Source organism: Burkholderia sp. AW49-1 (genome assembly GCF_053427845.1).
The window spans coordinates 1-776 of sequence record NZ_JBSAXF010000094.1 but is presented as its reverse complement, the minus strand read 5'-3'; the positions used below and the strand labels follow the sequence as shown (position 1 = coordinate 776).

At 66.2% G+C, this 776-nt stretch carries 1 protein-coding gene; it reads right to left on the bottom strand.

Going from position 1 to position 776, the window contains the following annotated elements:
* Positions 1–776 (bottom strand): NAD(P)/FAD-dependent oxidoreductase (locus ACV22W_RS33545; RefSeq protein WP_448023825.1); only part of this gene is annotated, 776 nt, incomplete at both ends.

Below are 776 nucleotides of genomic sequence, written 5' to 3'. Positions count from 1 at the left end.
ACCGACGACAGCCGGTCGAACGTCAGCTTGCCGTCCGGCTTCGGATACTCGATCGGCGTGCATTGCGACGCCGGCTTCAGCATCTCGTGGTCCGCATGCTTGTGGTGCAGCGTCCACGGCACGTTGCCGCCCATCACCTTCTGCTCGAGCCCGACCATCAGCGTGCCCAGGTACAGCCCCTTGGCCATCCACTGCTTGAAGTTGCGCGCGCGGTACAGCTCCGTATGCAGCCACGACTGCCTGAAGGCGTCGGGATACGCGTTGAGCTCGTCGCTCTGGCGGCCGGCCTGCAGCGCGTCGAATGCGGCGTCCGCCGCCAGCATGCCGGTCTTGATCGCCGCGTGGCTGCCCTTGATCCGCGATGCGTTCAGGAAGCCCGCGTCGTCGCCGATCAGCGCGCCGCCCGGGAACACCGTCTTCGGCAGCGACAGCAGGCCGCCGGCCGTGATCGCGCGCGCGCCGTACGACACGCGCTTGCCGCCTTCGAGGAACGCGCGGATCGACGGGTGCGTCTTGTAGCGCTGGAACTCCTCGAACGGCGACAGGTACGGATTCGTGTAGCCCAGGCCCACCACGAAGCCGACCACGACCTGGTTGTTGTCCATGTGATACAGGAACGAGCCGCCGTACGTATCGGACTTCAGCGGCCAGCCGGCCGTGTGGATCACGAGGCCCGGCTTGTGCTTGGCCGGATCGATTTCCCACAGCTCCTTGATGCCGATCCCGTACGCCTGCGGATCGGCGTTCGCGTCGAGCTTGAACTTCGAGATCAGCTG